Origin of the sequence: Microbacterium aurantiacum (genome assembly GCF_040532595.1) — a bacterium.
GTDB classification, from domain to species: Bacteria; Actinomycetota; Actinomycetes; order Actinomycetales; family Microbacteriaceae; genus Microbacterium; species Microbacterium chocolatum_B.
The window spans coordinates 1,804,188-1,824,176 of the sequence record NZ_JBEVYX010000001.1; the positions used below are offsets into that span (position 1 = coordinate 1,804,188).

The following is a 19,989-nucleotide window of genomic DNA, read 5'->3' on the forward strand; positions in this document are numbered from 1 at the left end:
CCGTGGAGCGCTCGCTCGAGACGCAGGTCAGCCAGGCCGTCGACGCCTGGTTGGCGTGGTTGCCGCGCTGGGAACCGGCCACGCACCGGGGCCGCGTCGCCCCGTGCCGACGCTGCTTCGGCTCGCCGGTGCTCTCGGCGGTCGGGCTCGGCGCCGATGTGCCGCACGGCGTGCAGCACGGCCTCTCCACCCGCGTGAAGACGATCGTCGACCGCTCGGTCGCGGAGTACACCGCACAGAACCTGCCGATGCTGCAGGCCGAACTCGATCAGCAGGCGGCCCGCAACCGCGCGCGCTCCTACCTTCCCGGCGAAGGGCTCGAGCCCGAGTTCGAGGGCCTGCCGATGGACCCCGAGCCGCAGCCGGGCGCCCCCTTCCTCTTCACCATCGCCGGTCTCGCCGAGGAGGTGGATGCCGACATCCCGGCGCTCCCGCCGCTGACCGACGAGGCGAAGGCGGCGCTCCGGCAGGAGGTGTCCCTCGCGGACGACTACGCCAACATGGTCGGACGGGAGGTCTGCACGATCCTCCTCCACCACCGGCTGCGCGTGCAGACCGCGATCACGCAGTATGTCGAGCCGCAGATCGCCGCGATGCTCGACGAGCTGACGCGTTCGCTCGACGCGCCGTTCGACCCACGCGACCCGGGCGCGTGAGGGGCCCGCGGCGGCGAAGGCGTACCCGCGGGCGCGGTTTGTTAGCATGTCCGGGTTTCCCCGGCGAGTGCTTCCGCGCGCCGGCGGGCGTCCGAGCGAGGAGGTGACGTGTCCACACGCCTCCCCTCCGCGCCCCCGATCCTGCCGGGGCTGACGTACGTCCGTCCCCTCGGCTCGGGCGGGTTCGCCGACGTCTTCCTCTACGAGCAGGACATGCCGCGCCGGAACGTCGCGGTCAAGGTCATGCCGAGCGACGTGCGCGACCCGGAGCTGCGGCGCATGTTCAATGCGGAGGCGGACGTGCTCGCCCACCTCTCGGCGCACCCCGCCATCGTGACCGTGTACCAGGCCGGGATCTCCGCCGACGGGCGTCCCTACATCGTCATGGAGTACTGCCCCGGCTCGCTCGCGCAGCGCTACCGGCTGGAGCGACTGCCCGTCGAAGAGGTGCTCGCCACCGGTGTGCGGATGGCGGGCGCCCTCGAGTCCGCGCATCGCGCGGGCCTCGTGCACCGCGACGTCAAGCCCAGCAACATCCTCATCACCACCTTCGGTGCACCGGTCCTCGCCGACTTCGGCATCTCCTCCTCCCTCCTCCGGCGGGATGCCGAGGAGGTGCTGGCGATGTCGATCCCGTGGAGCGCGCCCGAGGTGATCGCCGAGCAGACCGCCGGGACGATCTCGAGCGAGGTGTGGAGCCTGGGCGCGACGGTGTACTCGCTCCTGGCCGGGCACAGCCCGTTCGAGCGGCGCGAGCGCGGCCAGAACACCAAGGAACAGCTGCGGCGCCGCATCGCCCGCGCGGCGTACACCGACATCCCCCGGCCGGATGTGCCGGCCTCGCTCCAGGTCGCGCTCGCGACGGCCATGGCGCGCGATCCCGGGAAGCGCTTCGCCTCGGCCCGGGCGTTCGCCGAGGCGCTGCAGCGGGTGCAGGCCGAGCTCGCCCTGTCGATCACCCGCCTGGAGATCCCGGACGACGAGTGGGCGCCCGCGGGCGCTCCGGTCGACTTCGCCGACTCCTCGCTCCGCGGGCCGGTGCGCTCGCAGCTCGAGCGCGACAACCGCCGCAAGCGACGCCCGGGTGCGGATGTCACCTCCCTGGCGCGAGACGAGGACACGGACATCTCCACCCCGGTCCCGCGGGGGCCACGCGCGAGCACCGCGGTGCCGTGGATCGCGGCCGGCCTGTCCTTCGTCGTCGCCGTGGGCGCGGTCATCGGGGCCCTGTGGGCCGTGGGGGTGTTCTGATGCGCCGCCGCACGATCGCCGCCCTCGCCGCGGGCGTCGCCGCCGGTGCCCTCGTCGTCGGGATCGCGGTGGTGTGGCCGGGCCTGGACGCGCAGGAGACGCCCGAGGCCTCGACGTCTGTCTGGGCTCTGCAGACCGGTGACGGCCGCCGTTACGCGCGGGTGAACACCGCGGTCGGAGAGCTCGACACCGTCCGCAGCATCAGCAACCCCGACGCGGTGGTGTCCTCTCCCGCCGGGGTCTACCTCTTCAGCGACTCCTTCAGCAAGATCACCCGTATCGACGAAGCCCTTCCCGCCGACCTCGACGAGGAGGCGCTCCGAGCCTCGGACTCCACGCCCCCCGGCACGATCGACGTCGCGGCCTCCGGTGATCGGGTGGCCTACCTCACCGACTCCGGCACGGTCTACGTCGGCATCCTCGGCGGGGAGGAGCCGCGCGCGCTCGACCCCTTCCCGACCACCGACGAGGACGCCCCGGCTTACACTGCCGATGCCGTGGCGATCGACGATCGCGGCGTCCTCTTCGCCTACTCCCGGACGGACGCCTCGGTGCTCCGGTACGACATCGGCCGGAGCGAGGTGCGCGGGCGCGACGCGCTCGAGATCGACGAGATCGCCGCTCCCGCGGTCACCGCCGCCGGCGACACCTGGGCGGTCGTCGACGGCGAGTCCGGTCGGATGTGGCTGCGCGACGCCGAGGACGCGGCGCCTCTCCCGGCCACCGGCGCCATGACGGTCGCCGAGCCGTCGTCCGCGGCGGAGGAGATCTTCGTCGCCACCGAGACCGCGCTCGTGCGCGTGGCCCTCGACGGGTCGAGCGCCGACATCGCCTTCGGCACCGGGGCCACGGTCCTCGGCATCCCCGCCCAGCCGATCCAACGGGACGGCGAGGTCTACGCGGCGTGGCTGCCCGAGGGGGAGGGCACGGGGATCCTCTGGGGATCGGATGCCGAGCCCCGCACCCTCGACTACGGCGGCGAATCGCTCGGCGACGAGCGCCGGCCCGTGTTCGTCGACGGCGGCGGCTCGATCATCCTCAACGAGACGCGCTCGGGCTGGGCCTGGACCGTGCCGGACGGGGAGCTCGTGCCTTCGAGTCAGAACTGGTCGCTGGATGACCGGGTGGATCCGGATGCCGTGCCCGCCGAGGAGCAGCTGCCGGTGCAGCTGGACCCGAAGCCGCCCGTCGCCGAACCCGACGCCTTCGGGGTGCGCGCGGGGAGCCTGTCGACCCTGCCGGTGCTGATGAACGACCACGACCCGAACGAGGACGTCCTCAGCATCGACCCGACCTCCGTCACGGGCCTGGATCCCGGCTTCGGCACCGTCACCGTCACCGACGACGCCCAGCGTCTCGCCGTCCGCACCGAGCCGGGCGCGACCGGATCCGCCACCTTCACCTACCGCGTGACCGACGGGACGACCGCCGACGGCCTCGCCTCGGAGCCGACGACCGTCACCCTCACCGTCGTGGGGGAGGACACCGACACCGCGCCGGTGTGGTGCGGGGTGGAAAAGTGCCTCGTCGAGTGGCCGGCCCCCGAGGTCGCGCGCGGCGGCACGGTCACCGTGCCGATCCTCCCCGGCTGGGTCGACCCCGAGTCCGACCCGCTCCTCCTGCTCTCGGTCGAGAACCGATCCGGCATCGGCAGCGTCGCCGCGACCCCGTCGGGCGACGTCGTCTACCAGCACTCCGACGACGGGGCCGGCGGGGAGCAGCTCATCGACCTCGCCGTGACCGTCTCCGACACCGCCGGCAACACCACCGAGCGTCAGCTCGTCGTCCGGGTCTCACCCCAGCCGCGCCTGGCCGTGCAGTCCTTCGCCGTCCGCGACGTCGTCGGCGGTGCGATCAACGTCGACGTCGCCCCGCACGTGTCCGGGACCACCGGCTCGCTGTCGCTGGAGTCCGTGCGCGTCCTCGACGACGCCGCGGCGACGGCGACGGTCACCGGCGGGACGACCGGCTTCGACTTCACCGCGCGTGAACCCGGGACGTACCGCGTCGACTTCACCGTCACCGACGGCTCCACCGAGGCCACGGGGACGACGCGCATCACCCTCCTCCCCGCCGATGCGCCGGCGGAGCTGGCGACCTCGCCCGTCGTGGCCTTCGTCCACCCGCAGGAGGACGCCACCCTCGACATCTTCGCCGCCGTATCGAATCCGACGCGCCGCGTGCTCCTCCTCAGCGATGTCACCACGGCCGCCGACCCCGGCGCGGTCCTCTCCGTCGACGCGGTGGGTCAGAACCAGCTGCGGGTGTCCGGCTCGACCGCATCCGGCGAACCGGGGCGGCTCGGCACCGTCCGCTACGTCGTCAGCGACGGCACCGAGGACCAGGGCGCCCGCGTCGAGGGCGAGGCGACGGTGTACCTCCTCCCGCCCGCGCCGGAGCTCGCTCCGATCGCGGTCGACGACCGCGTCGTCGTGCGCGCCGGGGCGCAGATCGACATCCCCGTCCTCGCCAACGACGTCGCCCCCGCCGGCGGACGTCCGACGCTCAACCCGGCATCCGTCGTCTCGTCGTCCCCCGACGCGCTCGCCTTCGCGTCATCGGACGTCGTCCGCTACCTCGCGCCGCAGGAGCCGGGCGACTACACGATCACCTACTCGGTCTACACGACCGGCGCCCCCTCGCTCGCCGACGACGCCACCGTGCGCGTGCGCGTCCTCGACGAGGAGGCGAACCGTCCGCCGGTGGCCGACACCCTCGAGGGGCGCGTCCTCAGCGGCCAGACGACCCGCATCGACTTCGACGGCTTCGGCGTCGACCCCGACGGTGACGCCGTCACGCTCGACCGCATCCTCGAGCAGCCCGAGCGGGGTGCGGCGACGATCGCCGCCGACGGGGCCGGGATCGTCTACACCAGCGTCCCGGGCGACCGTGGGCAGGTCACGTTCCGCTATCGCGTCGTGGACGCCTTCGGCGCCACGGGGGAGGGGACGGTGCGCGTGGGCGTCCTCGACGGGCAGACCAACCCGAGCCCCGTCACCTACACCGACTACGTGCAGGTGCAGGCGGGCGAGGGCAACACCATCCGCGTCTCGCCGCTGGCGAACGACGTGGATCCCACCCTCGGCACCCTGACCCTCACGGACGTGCGTCCGGACCTGCCCGAGACGGATGCCGACGGCGCCGTCACCGCCGAATACACGCGGCTGGCCGAGCGCATCCTCTCGCGGGACGACACGTCGCTCGAGATCGAGGCGGGCACCGAACCGGCCACGATGACGTTCCTGTACGACCTGGAGTCGAGCTCCGGCAACACCGCGCGCGGACGCATCGTGGTGCGCGTGGTGCGCGAGAGCGTGCCGGACTACCCGATCGTGGCAGACACGGTGCTCACGGCCGAGACGCGCGAGGACTTCCTCGAGGGCGTCGATGTCCTCGACGGCACGGCGACGTGGGCGTCGGGCGACGTCGGCGACCTCGACGTCGCCCTGTGGGGCGACATCGACGACGTCGAGGTCACCGGCACGCGGCTGCGCGGCGAGCTGCCCGAGCGCACGCGCCTCATCCCGTTCCGCGTGTCGGGTGAGGGGGCGTCGGGCGAGATCGAGACGTACGCGTTCCTCCGGGTCCCGGGTGACGCCGATCTGACGCTGGCGCTGCGCGCCGGGGCGGTCCCGCCCGAGGTGGACGAACTCGAATCGGTCGTCTTCGACATGGCCGACCTCGTGGCGCGCCCTCGCGGCAGCACCGTCGAGATCGGACCCGACGTCCGATCCTCCGGCGCCCGTGGCGAGGCGGTGTGCCGCCTGGAGGGCGGCACCCGCATCCGGTACGACGCCGGCGCGGGCGCGCCCTGGTCGGATTCGTGCCGCGTGCCGGTGCGCCTGGCGGGGACGGAGGACTTCACCTATCTCTCCGTGCCGATCATCGTGGTCGCCCTCGATCCGCAGCCGGAGCTGCGCGCCGGCTCCCTCACGGTGGGCCCGGGCGAGACGGCGACCTTCGATCTGCGGACGCTCACGACCTGGCAGCTCCGCGAGGACTGGGACGGCATCCAGTACGCCCTCGACTACGGCGGGGTCTCGTTCGACGTCTCGCTCGCGGGAAGCATCGTCACGGTCACCGGCAAGGACGACGCGATGCCCGGCCGCGACGAGGCCGCCGTCGTCACCGTGCCGAGCCACGCGCAGACCGCGCCCGGACGCCTCATCCTGCGGGTCGGCGCGGCGCCCTCGACCCTGCCGCGCGGCGGATCGGTCGCCCAGCAGTGCTCCCAGGCCGCCGGCTCGTCGTGCAGCATCTCGGTCGTGGGCGCCTCCGGCGAAGTCAACCCGCTTCCGCGGACGCCCCTCGAGCTCACCGGCGTCCGCCCGACGGGCGAGTGCATCGGGGTGAGCTTCTCGATCGCCTCCGCAACGACGGTCACGGCCTCGTGGAGCGCGGATGCCCCGGGCGCGACGTGCTCTGCCGCCTTCACCGTGCGCGACGCCCAGGGCCGCGCCACGGCGGGCGATCGCGAGGGCCGCCTGCTGCTGGACCTGCAGGGGTACCCCAAGGCGCCCGCGAGCATCGGGCAGGTCGGCTTCGAGAACGGCTCGGTCACCCTCCGCATCGACCCCGGCGCCGCGCGCTCGGCGTACCCGGGACTCAGCGGCTTCGTCGTGCGCAGCGGCGGCGCGGTGGTGGCCCAGTGCTCGAGCGACGGCGTCTGCCCCTCCATCCCGGCCCCGAACGGCGAGCAGCGCCAGTACGACGCCGTCGCGGTGAACGCCGTGGGCGAGTCGCGCTCGGGCGTGCGGACGACCGCGTGGGCGTACGCCGCCCCCAACGCGCCCGGACAGGTCCAGGTCGCCCCGGTGCAGACCCGCGACGGCGCGGGCAACGTCGTCTCGCTCGTCATCGACGGGATCGACCCCAACGAGACCGGATACCTCGAGATCACCAGCCCCGCCGGCGAGACCCAGCGTCTGAGCGTCCGACGCGGCCAGACCCGCGTCGAGGTCGGAAGCTACCGCATCGGCACGAACACGACCTCGCCGATCACCATCACGCCGTTCTCGCGCTTCGACCTCCCTCCCGGGCTCGGCGGCAGCCCCTCGGGCGGGTCGATCACGGTCTCCGGCAACGGCGTCGGCGCCCCGCGCGATGCGCAGCTGGTGCTGGACTCGGTCTCCAACGGAGACGGCACGTCGACCGTCACCGCGCGGGCGACCGCGCGACTCAACGGCGACGGGTCCTCCCTCCGCTACGGCATCGTCCGCGAGGGCGACCGCTGCCAGACCGGACCCGACGGCGCCACCGCCTCGTTCCCCGGACTCACCGACGGCGAGGAGTACCGCTTCGTCACGTGCGTGGAGTCCGTCGTCGGCGAGCGGGTGTTCGGCCGCACCGAGGCGACGGCATCCGTCCGGGCGCAGCAGTCCGGCAGGGCCCCCCGCGGGTACACCTTCGCCGTCGACCCGGCGCCGAACGTCGTGGACCAGCGCGCCGAGTGGCTCATCCGTGCGCAGCCCACCTCGGACGAGCGCGTCCCCAACCGCAACCGCGTCGAGTTCGGCGGCTTCCCGAGCACACGCTTCGGCGCCGACCCCGAGATCGCGGTGCGCTACGTCCACGAGTTCTGGGGGACGCCGAGCGACTGGGCCCGGGTGACCCCGCGGTCCGGAAGTGCGCCCTACCAGGTGCAGGCGACGTGGGGCATCTCGTCCTGCGTCGGCGGTGGCGAGCTCGGGCGGACCTGGGACTCCTCGAACGCGCCCGGCGGCGGCCGCGCGGCGGTGACGTTCAGCAACGCGGACCTCCGCTTCTTCGACGCCTCCGGGGCGGTGCTCGAGCGCACGGCCGACAGCTGGACCGTCCCGTATGCCGCCGCCCGCATGGAGACGACGGTGACGGTCGACTGGAGCGCCCAGGGCTGGGGGCTGCAGAACGCCACCGGCACCGTGACGGCGAGCTGCACTCCGACCGAGCCGCCGCCCGCCCCGGAGACGGACCCCGAGCCCGCCCCGAACCCCTGAGCGGCATCCGCTCTCCCCGATCCACACCACGACGCACGACGAGGACCCCATGACGATCACGCAGGAGCAGGCGACCTGGTTCGCGCAGACCTTCTCTCAGCTCGCCGACAACGTCGAGCGGGCGGTGCTGGGCAAGCGCCACGTGGTGGAGCTCGTGCTCACTGCGATGCTGAGCGACGGCCACGTGCTGCTGGAGGACGTGCCGGGGACCGGCAAGACCTCGCTCGCGCGGGCGATGGGGCAGTCGGTCCAGGGGACCAACACCCGCATCCAGTTCACCCCCGACCTCCTCCCCGGCGACATCACCGGCATCAGCGTCTACGACCAGAAGCAGGGCGTGTTCGAGTTCCACGCCGGCCCGGTCTTCGCCAACATCGTCCTCGCCGACGAGATCAACCGCGCGAGCCCGAAGACCCAGTCGGCGCTGCTGGAGGTCATGGAGGAGGGCCGCGTCACGATCGACGGCGTCACCCGCCCCGTCGGCGAGCCGTTCCTCGTCCTCGCCACGCAGAACCCCGTCGAGCAGGCCGGCACCTACCGCCTGCCCGAGGCGCAGCTCGACCGCTTCATGATGCGCACCTCTCTCGGCTACCCCGACCACGCGGCCACCGTGCGGATCCTCGACGGCGCGGCGATCGACACCGCCGAGCTCACCCCGATCGTCACCCCGCAGGTGCTCGCGGGCATGGCCGACCTCGCCGCCGAGGTCTACGTCGACGCCCTCGTCCTCGACTACATCGCGCGGCTCGTGGACGCCACACGTGCCGCCGACGAGGTGCGCCTGGGCGTCAGCATCCGCGGCGCGCTCGCCCTCACCCGCGCCGTCCGCACGCGTGCGGCGGCGCAGGGGCGCACCTACGCGACGCCCGATGACGTGAAGGCGCTCGCCGTGGCGGTGCTCTCGCACCGTCTGATCCTCCAGGCCGAGGCGGAGTTCGACGGCGTCACCCAGGAGGCGGTCGTCGGTCAGGTGCTGCTGGACGTCGCGCCGCCCCGTCGCCGAGAGGCCGTATGAGTCTCACCGAGTCCCGCCTCACCCGCACCTCGGCCGCCACCGGCACCACCGGGCGCGGCGAGCTGACCGCCACGTCGGCGGTCAGCGGGCGCGATCGCGCGCTCCTGCGCGCGGCGGTGTGGGCGGCCTCCGCGTGGCGCGCGACCGTCCACGCGCTCCGTCGCGCCGTGGCGTGGCTCGGTCGCACCGTCCGCCCCGCCGGTGCCCTCATGCTCGTCGCGGCGACCGCGGGCCTCGTGCTCGGCATCCGCTTCGGGTATCTCGAGTGGATGATCGCGGGAGTCGTCGCGCTCGTGCTGCTCGTCGTGGCGACCCCCTTCCTCTTCGGCGCCCGCTCCTACGCGGTCGATCTGGACCTCGCCCACGAGCGCGTGGTCGCCGGGACGGGGGTGACCGGCCGCGTCGTGGTGCGCAACGTCGCGGCGCGCTCCGCCCTCCCCGGGCGCATCGACGTCCCCGTCGGGCAGGGACTGGTCGAGGTCGGTGTGCCGTTCCTGCGGCCCGGGAACGAGGTGGCCCAGGAGCTGTCGCTCCCGGGCCTCCGCCGCGGGGTCGTCACCGTCGGACCCGCGACGACGGTGCGGGCCGACCCGCTCGCCCTGCTCCGCCGCGAGCACGCATTCGAGGACGTCCACGAGATCTACGTCCACCCCCGCACCGTCGGCCTCCCCTCCACGAGCGCCGGTCTCATCCGCGACCTCGAGGGGAGCCCGACCCGGCGCCTGGTCGACGCGGACATGTCCTTCCACGCGATCCGCGAGTACGCCCCCGGCGACTCGCGCCGTCACATCCACTGGGCGTCCACCGCCAAGACGGGCCGCCTCATGGTGCGGCAGTACGAGGAGTCGCGCCGCTCCCGCATGGCCGTCGTCCTCTCCGCCGCCCGCACCGAGTACGCCGACGCCGAGGAGTACGAGCTGGCCGTCTCCTGCGCCGCATCGCTGGGCCTGCGCGCCATCCGCGACGCCCGCGACGTCGCGGTGGTGACCGGATCCGAGATCCCCCGGGTCGTCCGCGGGCGACTGCGCGCGATCCGGCGGGTGCCGGCATCCGCTCCTCGCCCGATGCTCGACGGTTTCAGCGGGGTCGAGATGCTCGAGAGCACGATGGCGATCGGGGACGTCTGCCGGCTCACCGCCGAGAGCGAGGAGCGCCTGTCGGTCGCCGTCCTCGTCACCGGTTCGACGGTTCCGCTCGCGGCGCTGCAGAAAGCGGCCCTCGCCTTCCCGGTCGACACCGCGGTCGTCGCGGTCGTGTGCGACGAGCGCGCCCACCCGCGGATGCGGGCCCTCACGGGCCTCACCGTGCTCACCGTCGGCACCCTCGACGATCTCTCGGGCCTCCTGCTGCGGGGGGCGACGTCGTGAGCCGCCGGACGACGGCGCGTGCCGCGATCGTGGCCGGCTCGGTCTTCTCGGCGACGATCGCGGGGCTCGCCGCCGTCGCCGCGTGGCCGATCTACGCCGGGCCGCCCTTCGCGATCCTCGTCGCCGTCTCGGTGCTCGCCGCCGCCGGGATCGCCGTCGGGACGGCCCTGCTCCGGTGGCGGTTCGCGGCGACGGCCGCCGTCACCGCCGGGGCCGTGCTCGTCCTCGGTGTGCCCCTCGCCGTCCCCGGTCGCCTGGGAGGTCCCGCCGACCTGCTGCGGGGCCTCGGCGAGCTCGGCGCCGGTCTCGTCCTGGCGTGGAAGGACCTCCTCACCGTCGACCTCCCCGTCGGCGCCTACCGAAACCTGCTCGTCCCCGCGCTCGTCGTCTTCGTCGTCGGCACCGTCGCGCTCCTCCGCCTGTCGTGGCACGAGGGCCGCGTCGCGCTCCTCGCCGTCCCCGTCGGCCTCGCGATGCTCGGGTTCGGGCTCTTCTTCGGCCGCACCGTCGTGAGCGACCCCCTGGTCCTCGGTCCGGTCACCCTCGCCGCCCCGCGGGAGAGCGCGCTCGGGATCGCCGGACTTCTGGCGTGCTTCGCCTGGCTCGCCTGGCGCACGCACCACGAGCGGGTCCGGGCCCTCGCCCGCGCCGCCGAGTCCGGCGACGTGCAGGTCGGGCGCCGCGCCCGCGGATCCGACCGGCGTCGGGTGGCGCTGGGAGCTGCGATGCTCGCGGGAGCCGTCGTCGTCGCCGGAGCGATCGTGCCGATCACCGCGGCGGGCTTCGAACGCCAGACGCTGCGATGGGCGGTCGGGCCGGAGGTCTCCCTCACGGCCGCGACGAGTCCTCTCGCGGAGTATCGCGCCCTCTTCGACGACGAACGGATCGACGACGTGCTGTTCACCGTCGAGGCGGGGGGAGCGGCGCCCGAACGCGTGCGCCTCGCCGTGCTCGACAGCTACGACGGCGAGGTGTTCCGGACCGGTTCCGGTGCCCCCTCCCGCTTCGTCCGGGTGCCCGCGGTGCGCGCGGCGGGGGAGGGCGCCGCGGTCGACGCCACGATCGTGGTCGGCGAGCTCCCCGGCATCTGGATGCCGTCGGCCGGCCGCCTGGTCGAGGCGGAGTTCGAGGGGCCCCGCGCAGTCGCCCTCGCCGATCGCTTCTACTACAGCTCGGGCGCGGACGCGGCCGTCCAGACCGTCCAGGGCGGATGGCAGGACGGAGACCGGTATCGTCTGCGTGCCGTCGAGCCCGCCCCGATCGCGCTGGGGTCGGCGATCGCCCCGGGCGCGGCATCCGCCACCGTCGAGGTGCCCGAGAGCCTGCGCACGTGGGTCGAGCGCCACCGCGTAGGCGAGGACGGCGCCGCCCTCGAGCAGCTCGTCGGGCTCCTGCGCGAACGCGGCTATCTCAGCCACGCCCTCTCGGTGGGGGAGGAGCAGCCGGCGTGGGTGGCCGAACTCGACGACTACCGCTTCCAGCCGAGCGCCTCCGGACACTCGCTCGCGCGCGTCGATCAGATGTTCACCCGCCTGCTGGAGCGCGAGGACGATCCTCGGGCGCAGGCGTCGGGGAACTACGTCGCCGCCGTCGGCGACGACGAGCAGTTCGCCGTGGCCGCCGCCCTCATCGCGCAGGAGCTCGGCTTCCCGTCGCGGGTCGTCGTGGGCGCCCGCCTCGACGCGCCCGCGGGCCTCAGCTCCTGTGACGACGGGGTCTGCCGCGCCGGCGATCTCGCGGCGTGGGTGGAGGTGCAGGATGCGGGCGGCGCCTGGGTGGCGCTGGACGCAAGCCCGCAGTACGCGCAGTCGCCGAGCCTCGATGTCACGGAGCAGCGCGACCCGGAGGTCGTCACCGACGTCCTCCCCGACGCCGTCGAGGACGTCGTCCCTCCCGACCCGGTGCAGGAGGATTCCGCCTCCGACGATCGCGACGAGGAGGCCGCCGGGACCGACCTGTCGTGGCTGTGGCCGATCCTGCGCGTGTCCGGTCTCACCCTCCTCGCTCTGCTGCTGGTCCTCGGCCCGTTCGCCCTGGTCCTCGCCGCCAAGGCGGCGCGTCGGCGCGGACGCCGGCGCGCCCCCGACGGAGGGGCCCGGATCGCCGGCGGCTGGGAGGAGTACGTCGACGCCGCGGTCGACGCGGGGCGCTCGGCTCCCGGCATCCTGACCCGCACCGAACTGGCGGCGCGCTGGGCGACGCCGCACGGGGACGAGCTCGCGGTCGCCGCCGACCGCGCCGCCTTCTCGGGCGGTGAACCGACGCCGGCGGAGACCACCCGGTACTGGGAGCTCGTCGATGAGGAGCGTCGGACGCTGATGCGCGACGGCGGTGTCTGGCGCCGGATCGTGCGGACCGTATCGTTGAGGTCATTCGTGCGTCAGGTGTCACCCGATGCGGGTGCACGCGATTCCGAGAGGGGGAGACGCCGGGTCCCGATGCCCGCGCGTCAGGCATGATGAACGCCACCGCAGACTCCACCGCCGTCGTCTTCGGCATGATCACCCTCGTGGTGGGCGTCGCCCTCTACGTCTGGACCGCCCTCGCGCTCGCGGCGGTGTTCCGCAAGACCGGTCGCCCCGGGTGGCAGGCGTGGGTGCCGATCCTCAACCAGGTCGTGCTTCTGCGCCTGGCCGGGATGTCCGGCTGGCTGCTCCTGCTGTGGCTCCTGTTCCCCGTCGGGCCGATCTTCGTCTGGGTCGCGATCATCGTCGCCTGCTATCGCGTCGGGGTCGATTTCGGACTCCCCGCGGGCGTCACCGTCCTCGCGGCCTTCTTCTTCCCGGTGTGGGCCTCGGTCGTCGGCTTCGGGTCGGCGCGCTGGCTCGGTGCCGCCGAGCACGCCGCCCCGGCCGGTCCGCGACGCACCCCGCGCCCGGAGGAGCGCCCGCTCTTCCCCGCCCCGGACGCCGCTTCCCGCGGCATCGACGCGGACGCCTCGGCCGCTCTCCCCGAGCCGGAGCCCTGGCCCTTCCCCGCCCCGGCTCGCGCCGATCGCGAGGACGCGGTCGACGGCGCGACGGAGGTCGGTCGCCCCGCGGCCGCCGCGTGGTGGCACCCGGTCGCCACGCCGGCGCCGGCCGCTGCGGCGGAGCCCGAGCCCGAGCCGGACCCGGCGCCGGATGCCGAACCGGCGCGGGACGTCGCTTCCGCTGCCCTTCCCGCACCCGAGCCCGAGCTCGCCCCGGCGCCGGAGCCCGGGCTGAACCCGGTGATCGAGCCCGTACCTGCACCGGAGCCCGTACCTGCATCGGAGCCCGCGGCCCCGCCGGAACCGGAGCCCGATCCCGTCGAGGCGGCGGCGCCGACCGCCGCGATCCCGGTGTCCCGCACACGCGTGGAGGAGCCGGTCGATCCCGCCGCGGCGGATCCGCTCATCGCCTGGCTGACGGGCCCCGTCGAACCGCTGCCGCCCGCGTTCGCGCCGCAGCCTCGCGTGCGGCAACCCGAGCCGGAACCGCAGCCCGAGCCGGAACCCGAGCCCGACCCGATCGCCCAGGCCCCCGAGCCGGAGCCGGAGCCCGAGCCGGTCGCCCAGGCCCCCGAGCCGGACCCCGAGCCCGAGCCGGAACCGGAACCCGAGCCCGTCTCCCGGAAGCCGTGGGAGGGATTCGCGATCTCGGCGAACGACGAGTTCACCGGCGAGGTCACCGGTGCCGTCACCGACGCACCCGCGCCGGTCTCCGCCGGCGCTGCGCCCGCTGCCCCCGTTCCGCCGCTCACGCCTCCGCCGGTGACGCGACTGCCCGCTCCCGCCGCCGGTGCCGGAGACGACGGCGATCGCGACGGCGGCGGCACGGAGGAGCCGTGGGCTCCGCGGCGGTCGCGCCTTCCGGCATCCGATGCCTTCCCCGAGCTGTCCGGCGAGGTCTCGGCCATCGTCGGCGCACCGGACGCCGGCGCGCCGCGGTCGGCGCGCACGTCGGTCTCGGCGCTGCACGTGCGGCCCGAGATCCCCGACGAGCCGGCGGACGAGACGATCATCGCCCGGCGCCGTCGCACGCAGTGGTCGCTGGTGCCCCCGCGCGGGACGCCCGTGACGATCGCGTCCGACACGGTGCTCCTCGGTCGGCGTCCGGCCCCGGATGCCGCGTACCCGCGCGCGCAGCTCATCGCGGTCGACGACGGCACCGTCTCGAAGACCCACGCGCGTCTCGTCCTGCGTCAGGACCGCTGGTACATCACCGACCTCGGGTCGACCAACGGCGTGGTCTTCGCCACGCTCATGGGGACCGAGGTCGAGGCGACTCCCGGCGAGGAGATCGAGGCGGGTGACCGCTTCCTCCTGGGCGATGCGGAGATCCGGCTTGTGCGGACCGACGCGTGAGCGATCCGCTCGACGAGCAGACCGCCCCCGTCCGTCGGCGAATTCCCGCGACGGAGCCGGAGGTCACCGAGATCGCCGCGCGCCGCCGCGTCGACGCCGCGCCCCCCGCGGTCGACGAGAGGACCGAGGTCGCCGCGCGCCGTACCCACGCGAGCGCGCCCGAGGAGGACACGCAGATCGCGTCCCGACGCGGGCGCGCCGACGGTGCTCCGCCGCCCGACGAGACCGAGGTGTCGGGGCGACGGACCCCCGGCCACGACGCGCCGTCCGCCCGCACGGCGCCCCGCGGATCCGCCCCGGTGACGGGCGCACCCCCGGAGTCCTACGGCGCCCGTCCGATGCGTGCGGCGTTCGCCGAGCGCACCCCTCCCGAGCGGCATCCGATCCAGCCCGTCCTCGACACCGCCGCCGCCGAACGCCGCCGGCGTCGTCGCGCCCGTCGCCGCCTCGTCGTCGCCGTCGTGCTCGCGGCCGTCGTCGTCGCCGCCGCGGTCGCGGCGGGGGTGATCCTGCTCACCCTCGCCTGAGCACTTCCTGCGCGCGTTTGCCCGCCCCGCCCGCGGCGCGTATCATTGAGCGGGTGTGCGCGTTGCGCGCCGTCCGCCGTGCCCCGGCACGGATGCCGGCCGCAGCACCTCACGAACGGGACCGGTCTGCGAACAGGCCACCCCCACGGCATATCCCCCCATACGACGCGCGACGGTTCCGCCGCGCTCCGGGTGGATCTGTGGTGAAACCACAACGCTGTCACCGTGCAGCACCCTGCGCGGGAGGATTCCCGCGCAGCCGACAAGGAGAGAACGTGCCAACCATTCAGCAGTTGGTTCGCAAGGGCCGTTCGCCGAAGGTCACCAAGACCAAGGCGCCGGCGCTGAAGGCGAACCCGCAGCAGGCGGGTGTCTGCACTCGCGTGTACACCACCACCCCGAAGAAGCCGAACTCGGCGATGCGCAAGGTCGCCCGTGTGAAGCTCCGCAACGGCACCGAGGTCACCGCGTACATCCCCGGTGAGGGCCACAACCTGCAGGAGCACTCGCTCGTGCTCGTTCGCGGCGGTCGTGTGAAGGACCTCCCGGGTGTCCGTTACAAGATCGTCCGTGGAGCCCTGGACACCCAGGCTGTCAAGAACCGCAAGCAGGCGCGCAGCCGCTACGGCGCGAAGAAGGGCTGAGTCAGATGCCTCGTAAAGGACCCGCGCCCAAGCGGCCCGTCGTCAACGACCCGGTGTACGGTGCCCCCATCGTCACCCAGCTCGTGAACAAGATCCTCGTCGACGGCAAGAAGTCGCTCGCCGAGTCGATCGTCTACAACGCCCTCCAGGGCGTCGAGTCGAAGAACGGCCAGGACGCCGTCGCCACGCTCAAGAAGGCGCTCGACAACGTCCGCCCCACCCTCGAGGTCAAGTCCCGCCGCGTCGGCGGCTCGACCTACCAGGTGCCGGTCGAGGTCAAGCCGCACCGCGCGAACACCCTCGCGCTGCGCTGGCTCGTCAGCTACGCCAAGGGCCGTCGTGAGAAGACGATGACCGAGCGTCTGCAGAACGAGATCCTCGACGCCTCGAACGGCCTGGGAGCCGCGGTCAAGCGCCGCGAAGACACCCACAAGATGGCCGAGTCGAACCGCGCCTTCGCGCACTACCGCTGGTAACAGCACCCCTGTCGCCGGCCGGAGGCGAACCCTCCGGCCGGCACAGTCCGACACCAAGGTAAGGAAGACACCCCGTGGCACAAGAAGTGCTCACCGACCTCAACAAGGTCCGCAACATCGGCATCATGGCGCACATCGATGCCGGAAAGACGACGACGACCGAGCGCATCCTGTTCTACACGGGCGTCAACCACAAGATCGGCGAGACCCACGACGGCGCCGCCACCACCGACTGGATGGAGCAGGAGCAGGAGCGTGGCATCACGATCACCTCCGCCGCCGTCACCTGCTTCTGGGAAAAGAACCAGATCAACATCATCGACACCCCCGGTCACGTCGACTTCACCGTCGAGGTCGAGCGCTCGCTCCGCGTGCTCGACGGTGCCGTCGCGGTCTTCGACGGCAAGGAGGGCGTCGAGCCCCAGTCCGAGACCGTGTGGCGTCAGGCCGACAAGTACGACGTCCCGCGCATCTGCTTCGTCAACAAGATGGACAAGCTGGGCGCCGACTTCTACTTCACGGTCGACACGATCGTGAACCGCCTGAAGGCCAAGCCCCTCGTGCTGCAGATCCCGATCGGCGCCGAGAACGACTTCGTCGGCGTCATCGACCTGGTCTACATGCGTGCGCTCGTCTGGCCCGGAGACGCCAAGGGTGATGTCACCATGGGCGCGAAGTACGAGATCCAGGAGATCCCGGCCGACCTCGTCGACAAGGCGAACGAGTACCGCGAGAAGCTCCTCGAGACCGTCGCCGAGTCCGACGACGCCCTGCTCGAGAAGTACTTCGGCGGCGAAGAGCTCACCCACGAGGAGATCAAGGGCGCCATCCGCAAGATGACGATCGCCAGCGAGGTCTACCCCGTGCTGTGCGGCTCGGCGTTCAAGAACCGCGGTGTGCAGCCGATGCTCGACGCGGTCGTGGACTACCTCCCCTCCCCGCTGGACGTCCCGGCGATCGAGGCGAAGGACCCGAAGGACGAAGAGATCGTCATCGAGCGTCACGCCGACCGCGACGAGCCCTTCGCGGCGCTCGCGTTCAAGATCGTCACGCACCCGTTCTTCGGCCGCCTGACCTACATCCGCGTCTACTCGGGACACCTCGACTCCGGCGCCCAGGTCGTCAACGCGACCAAGGGCAAGAAGGAGCGCATCGGGAAGATCTTCCAGATGCACGCCAACAAGGAGATGCCGGTCGACTCGGTCACCGCCGGTCACATCTACGCCGTCATCGGACTGAAGGACACCACCACCGGTGACACCCTCTCCGACGCGCAGAACCAGGTCGTCCTCGAGTCGATGACGTTCCCGGAGCCGGTCATCGAGGTCGCCATCGAGCCCAAGACCAAGGCCGACCAGGAGAAGCTGGGTCTCGCGATCCAGAAGCTCGCCGAAGAGGACCCGACGTTCCGCGTCGAGCAGAACGCCGAGACCGGTCAGACCGTCATCAAGGGCATGGGCGAGCTCCACCTCGACATCCTGGTCGACCGCATGAAGCGCGAGTTCAAGGTCGAGGCGAACGTCGGAAAGCCCCAGGTGGCCTACCGCGAGACGATCCGCAAGAGCGTCGAGAAGCACGACTACACGCACAAGAAGCAGACCGGTGGTTCCGGCCAGTTCGCGAAGATCCAGTTCACCATCGAGCCCCTCGAGGTCACGGCGGACAAGATCTACGAGTTCGAGAACAAGGTCACCGGTGGGCGCATCCCGCGCGAGTACATCGGCCCCACCGACCAGGGCTTCCAGGACGCCATGAACGTCGGCGTGCTCGCCGGCTACCCCATGGTGGGCGTGAAGGCGATCCTGCTCGACGGTGCCTCGCACGACGTCGACTCGTCCGAGATGGCGTTCAAGATCGCCGGCTCCATGGGCTTCAAGGAGGCCATCCGTCGCGCGAACCCCGTCATCCTCGAGCCGATCATGGCCGTCGAGGTGCGTACTCCCGAGGAGTACATGGGTGACGTCATCGGCGACCTGAACAGCCGTCGCGGTCAGATCCAGTCGATGGAGGATGCCGCCGGCGTGAAGGTCGTCCGGGCCAACGTCCCCCTGTCGGAGATGTTCGGCTACATCGGCGACCTGCGGTCGAAGACCTCAGGCCGTGCGGTGTACTCGATGGAGTTCGACTCCTACGCCGAGGTGCCGCGCAACGTCGCCGACGAGATCGTCCAGAAGAACAAGGGCGAGTAACACTTCCGGATGCCGGGACGCAAGCCCCGGCATCCGGGCCTCACAACTTCACAGAATCAGCATCACCCCCACCCACTAGGGTGGAAACCAATCCCGTAGAAGACCGGTCGCAATCCAGTGCCCGGAGGATCTACACGACTGTCCTAGGAGGACCCAGTGGCTAAGGCCAAGTTCGAGCGGACCAAGCCGCACGTGAACATCGGAACGATCGGTCACGTCGACCACGGCAAGACCACGCTCACCGCAGCGATCTCGAAGGTGCTCGCCGACAAGTTCCCGTCGGCCACCAACGTGCAGCGTGACTTCGCGTCGATCGACTCGGCTCCCGAGGAGCGCCAGCGCGGCATCACGATCAACATCTCGCACGTCGAGTACGAGACCCCCAAGCGTCACTACGCACACGTCGACGCCCCCGGTCACGCCGACTACATCAAGAACATGATCACCGGTGCCGCTCAGATGGACGGCGCGATCCTCGTGGTCGCCGCCACCGACGGCCCGATGGCGCAGACCCGCGAGCACGTTCTGCTCGCCAAGCAGGTCGGCGTGCCCTACCTGATGGTCGCCCTGAACAAGGCCGACATGGTCGACGACGAGGAGATCCTGGAGCTCGTCGAGCTCGAGGTCCGCGAGCTGCTGTCCAGCCAGGGCTTCCCCGGCGACGACGCTCCGGTCATCCGCGTCTCGGGCCTGAAGGCCCTCGAGGGCGACGAGCAGTGGGTCCAGTCGATCCTTGACCTGATGGACGCCGCCGACGAGTCCATCCCGGACCCGGTGCGTGACAAGGACAAGCCGTTCCTCATGCCCATCGAGGACGTCTTCACGATCACCGGTCGTGGCACCGTCGTCACGGGCCGCGCCGAGCGTGGAACCCTCGCCATCAACTCCGAGGTCGAGATCGTCGGCATCCGCCCGACGCAGAAGACCACGGTCACCGGTATCGAGATGTTCCACAAGCAGCTCGACGAGGCGTGGGCCGGCGAGAACTGCGGTCTGCTGCTGCGCGGTCTCAAGCGCGACGACGTCGAGCGCGGCCAGGTCGTCGTGAAGCCCGGTTCGGTCACCCCGCACACCAACTTCGAGGGCACGGCGTACATCCTGTCCAAGGAGGAGGGCGGCCGTCACAACCCGTTCTTCACGAACTACCGCCCGCAGTTCTACTTCCGCACCACCGACGTCACCGGCGTCATCTCGCTGCCCGAGGGCACCGAGATGGTCATGCCCGGCGACACCACCGACATGACGGTCGAGCTGATCCAGCCCATCGCCATGGAGGACGGCCTCGGCTTCGCCATCCGTGAGGGTGGCCGCACCGTCGGCGCCGGCACGGTCACGAAGATCCTCAAGTAAGGATCCGTTCCGCACGAAGGCCCCCGGGGATCTCCCCGGGGGCCTTCGTCATCCTCACGGGCGGTCGGTCTTGCGTGGAACGATGCGCATGACCGCGGTGCCCGCGGCCATCAGGGCGAAGGCGGCCAGAAGCCACCAGACGCCGTTCGCTCCGGCGACAAGCGCGCCGCCCCCGGTGGCGGCCAATGCAGCATTCGGGTTGTACATGTGCT

At 72.2% G+C, this 19,989-nt stretch carries 13 protein-coding genes; 12 read left to right on the forward strand and 1 reads right to left on the reverse strand.

The window, feature by feature from the left end:
* Positions 1-2 precede the first annotated feature (2 nt).
* From ABXJ56_RS08540 to tuf, 12 genes are all read left to right on the forward strand, one after another.
* Positions 3-656, forward strand: a complete 654-nt coding sequence (locus ABXJ56_RS08540; protein WP_353999994.1) for a spermidine/putrescine ABC transporter substrate-binding protein — start codon at positions 3-5, stop codon at positions 654-656.
* 108 nt (positions 657-764) lie between these two features.
* Entirely contained in the window at positions 765-1,907 is a 1,143-nt protein-coding gene (locus tag ABXJ56_RS08545) for a serine/threonine-protein kinase (RefSeq protein WP_353999256.1), read from the forward strand.
* Positions 1,907-7,882, forward strand: a complete 5,976-nt coding sequence (locus tag ABXJ56_RS08550; RefSeq protein WP_353999257.1) for an Ig-like domain-containing protein — start codon at positions 1,907-1,909, stop codon at positions 7,880-7,882. The genes ABXJ56_RS08545 and ABXJ56_RS08550 overlap by 1 nt, the downstream gene beginning before the upstream one ends.
* A 49-nt stretch (positions 7,883-7,931) precedes the next feature.
* Positions 7,932-8,897 carry an AAA family ATPase gene (locus ABXJ56_RS08555; RefSeq protein WP_353999258.1) on the forward strand — a complete coding sequence of 322 codons (966 nt, stop codon included), beginning with the start codon at positions 7,932-7,934 and terminating at the stop codon, positions 8,895-8,897.
* Positions 8,894-10,264 (forward strand): DUF58 domain-containing protein, encoded by a 1,371-nt coding sequence (locus ABXJ56_RS08560; RefSeq protein WP_353999259.1) that lies wholly within the window; start codon positions 8,894-8,896, stop codon positions 10,262-10,264. Before ABXJ56_RS08555 ends, ABXJ56_RS08560 begins: the two co-directional genes overlap by 4 nt.
* On the forward strand, positions 10,261-12,723 hold the full coding sequence (locus tag ABXJ56_RS08565; protein ID WP_353999260.1) for a DUF3488 and transglutaminase-like domain-containing protein: 2,463 nt from the start codon (positions 10,261-10,263) through the stop codon (positions 12,721-12,723). The genes ABXJ56_RS08560 and ABXJ56_RS08565 overlap by 4 nt, the downstream gene beginning before the upstream one ends.
* Positions 12,723-14,591, forward strand: coding sequence for a DUF5684 domain-containing protein (locus ABXJ56_RS08570; RefSeq protein WP_353999261.1), 1,869 nt, complete (start codon positions 12,723-12,725; stop codon positions 14,589-14,591). Before ABXJ56_RS08565 ends, ABXJ56_RS08570 begins: the two co-directional genes overlap by 1 nt.
* A complete protein-coding gene (locus ABXJ56_RS08575; RefSeq protein ID WP_353999262.1) occupies positions 14,588-15,118 on the forward strand; it encodes a hypothetical protein in 531 nt (176 codons plus the stop codon). The genes ABXJ56_RS08570 and ABXJ56_RS08575 overlap by 4 nt, the downstream gene beginning before the upstream one ends.
* 275 nt (positions 15,119-15,393) lie before the next feature.
* Positions 15,394-15,762 carry a 30S ribosomal protein S12 gene (gene rpsL / locus ABXJ56_RS08580; RefSeq protein ID WP_018187369.1) on the forward strand — a complete coding sequence of 123 codons (369 nt, stop codon included), beginning with the start codon at positions 15,394-15,396 and terminating at the stop codon, positions 15,760-15,762.
* 5 nt (positions 15,763-15,767) lie between these two features.
* Entirely contained in the window at positions 15,768-16,238 is a 471-nt protein-coding gene (rpsG, locus tag ABXJ56_RS08585) for a 30S ribosomal protein S7 (RefSeq protein WP_053546383.1), read from the forward strand.
* 74 nt (positions 16,239-16,312) lie between these two features.
* On the forward strand, positions 16,313-18,427 hold the full coding sequence (fusA, locus tag ABXJ56_RS08590; RefSeq protein WP_353999263.1) for an elongation factor G: 2,115 nt from the start codon (positions 16,313-16,315) through the stop codon (positions 18,425-18,427).
* Between the two features lie 156 nt (positions 18,428-18,583).
* On the forward strand, positions 18,584-19,777 hold the full coding sequence (tuf, locus tag ABXJ56_RS08595) for an elongation factor Tu (RefSeq protein ID WP_353999264.1): 1,194 nt from the start codon (positions 18,584-18,586) through the stop codon (positions 19,775-19,777).
* Positions 19,778-19,831: 54 nt separating this feature from the next.
* Here tuf and ABXJ56_RS08600 read toward each other — a convergent pair whose 3' ends face one another.
* A complete protein-coding gene (locus tag ABXJ56_RS08600; RefSeq protein WP_156305084.1) occupies positions 19,832-19,984 on the reverse strand; it encodes a hypothetical protein in 153 nt (50 codons plus the stop codon).
* Positions 19,985-19,989: the final 5 nt, after the last annotated feature.